The 2,168-nt window shown below is 34.5% G+C and carries 4 protein-coding genes; all 4 read right to left on the minus strand.

The annotated features are described in order from the left end of the window. Window positions 1–208 precede the first annotated feature (208 nt). The 4 genes from H4J73_RS01890 to H4J73_RS01905 all read right to left on the minus strand — a co-directional run bounded on the left by H4J73_RS01890 (window position 209) and on the right by H4J73_RS01905 (window position 1,954). Window positions 209–394 carry a hypothetical protein gene (locus tag H4J73_RS01890; RefSeq protein ID WP_182223138.1) on the minus strand — a complete coding sequence of 62 codons (186 nt, stop codon included), beginning with the start codon at window positions 392–394 and terminating at the stop codon, window positions 209–211. Between the two features lie 147 nt (window positions 395–541). Beyond that, window positions 542–715 (minus strand): hypothetical protein, encoded by a 174-nt coding sequence (locus tag H4J73_RS01895; RefSeq protein ID WP_182223139.1) that lies wholly within the window; start codon window positions 713–715, stop codon window positions 542–544. A 143-nt stretch (window positions 716–858) separates the two neighbouring features. Continuing rightward, complete coding sequence (locus tag H4J73_RS01900) at window positions 859–1,308, minus strand: DUF6174 domain-containing protein (RefSeq protein ID WP_182223140.1); 450 nt, start codon at window positions 1,306–1,308, stop codon at window positions 859–861. A gap of 97 nt (window positions 1,309–1,405) precedes the next feature. After that, a complete protein-coding gene (locus tag H4J73_RS01905) occupies window positions 1,406–1,954 on the minus strand; it encodes a hypothetical protein (RefSeq protein ID WP_182223141.1) in 549 nt (182 codons plus the stop codon). Between the last annotated feature and the right edge of the window lie 214 nt (window positions 1,955–2,168).

Below are 2,168 nucleotides of genomic sequence, written 5' to 3' on the forward strand. Positions count from 1 at the left end.
CCTCTGCGCCCTTTAAAAGCGATTAGATACCCGAAAATCCCACAAGGTAAAACTGCGAAGAGAATAATAAATAAAGCTTCAACTGTAGACTCATCCATGATGCAAACTCCTTGGCAACTAACGCCACATTAAGCGGCAAAAAATTGTTGGCTAAAATGTTGAACGAAGTGAAAACAGCCAACTGTTTTTTGTCCGTTTGAATGCCTTGTTATGTGTTTTTTGCACTCCACTGGCCAGAGAGAATCATGACATAAACACCGACGGTAATTGTACCAAGCATTAATCCTATAAAAGGTGATGAGCTCCCAACAAATATAGACATGCCTAGTGAAGTACCTAAACATAAAGTTACAGCACTTAACTGTGCTCGATTAAGTTTATTTTTGAATTTCATTTTGGACTCCTCATCCTTGAAGTTACTGTAAATAGTCGAAACACATAACGCCACATTAAGCGGCAAAAAATTGTTGGTTAAAATGTTGAACGAAGTGAAAACAACCAACTGTTTTTTGTCCGTTTGAATGCCTTGTTAGCAGTGTTTTTAAGGGTTGGAATGATTACTTTTTTTTGAAAATATACCAAACCAAAATGCCAACTCAAATATTGCACCTATTATAATAAAAATAAATAAGCCAGTTGAGCTACCATAAGAATAACAAGCAATGGCAGCTATAATTAAAACCGCTAATATGAGCCATCTAGTGAAACTATTCATAATTTATATCCTTATACGATTAGATAAATATACTAATACTGCTAACGCCCCATTAAGAGGCAAATGATAGTTGGCTAAATAAGCGACGAAGGAGCAAATAGCCAGCTGTTATTTGTCCTGCTTGAATGGCTTGTTAGAGTTTTTTACTCGATGACTTTGAATTCACTAATTTCATAAAAGCACTCATCATCCATTATGTCTTTATTCCAATCAATTTCAATGACTTCTGGAAATCCATATTTAGGGTGATATTTAATTTCCATGCTTGCAGCTTCAAATAACCCTTTATTTGCAGCTATAAAAAGATCATTTATTACTAAATTGTGTTCGTGTTCACTTAGTTTTTCAAAAAGTGCTACGTCATTTACAACAAGAACTTTTGAACCTGCTACATACATACAACCTTCTTGGGCAACGTAGCTATACCTTTCAGGCTCATTTTGTTGCCAAATATCTAATTGTCTTTGTATTTTTTCGTTTGTTTGAGAGCTTACGGATTGATAACCAACACCCCAAAAACTAAATATAAAAACTATTATCGTTCCTAATACAAAGAAGACTGAATATGGATTGCGACTATCGAATATTTGCATAAAACTCTAACGCCACATTAAGCGGCAAAAAATAGTTGGTTAAAATGTTGAACGGAGTGAAAACAACCAACTGTTTTTTGTCCGTTTGAATGCCTTGTTAGCTGGTAATTGAGCGCAGAAGGTTAATGTGCTCATTATAACCAAAACTATTATAGTTATTTGAATGATAATTCATAAACCCATGCAAGTATTCAACTTTTTTAGTTTTAACATTAGCCTTTTTACGCAAGTTATCTTGTAACTCTACAACATCAAAATGAGGTTCACTTTTTGGAAATACCAAGCACAAATTAAAACGTGGTTCTATTTCTGTGAAATTTCGGATTTGTGAACCGTAATAGCAAAAGCCTTGCTTGATATAGTTGTTACCCTTCTTTTCAGATAGTCGCCAAATAACTGAAGCTCCAACACTAAAACCGATTAATGTTGCTTGATAATCAATTGAGTCCAAAGTTTGTAATAGACTATACAAGTAATTATCTAGTCCAATTTCTTTGGCAAAATATGAATACGCCTCAGTTTCGTTTTGGAACCCCATAATTTGACCTTTATACGGATCAACAATCGAGCATGAACCCAATTTTTCACTTATCGCTAATAAAGCAGGAGTTACACCAAATACATCTGAAACTAGAATTATACTCATGAACTTTTTTACCAGCTAACGCCCCATTAAGAGGCAAATGATAGTTGGCTAAAATAAGCGACGAAGGAGCAAATAGCCAACTGTTATTTGTCCTGCTTGAATGGCTTGTTATGTGTTTTTGAACCGTTGCATCAAATATATACCGCCAACTATGGTTCCAAAAGGAAAGCTTAGCAAAATAATTATAGAAAGAGGTAAAGCAATTTTATGAACA

It is taken from the genome of Colwellia sp. MB3u-41, assembly GCF_014076845.1.
Lineage (GTDB): Bacteria > Pseudomonadota > Gammaproteobacteria > Enterobacterales > Alteromonadaceae > Colwellia_A.

Coding starts and splice junctions, on each gene's coding strand:
- H4J73_RS01890 (WP_182223138.1), bottom strand. CDS start 394: ATGAAATTCAAAAATAAACTTAATCGAGCACAGTTAAGTGCTGTAACT.
- H4J73_RS01895 (WP_182223139.1), bottom strand. CDS start 715: ATGAATAGTTTCACTAGATGGCTCATATTAGCGGTTTTAATTATAGCT.
- H4J73_RS01900 (WP_182223140.1), bottom strand. CDS start 1,308: ATGCAAATATTCGATAGTCGCAATCCATATTCAGTCTTCTTTGTATTA.
- H4J73_RS01905 (WP_182223141.1), bottom strand. CDS start 1,954: ATGAGTATAATTCTAGTTTCAGATGTATTTGGTGTAACTCCTGCTTTA.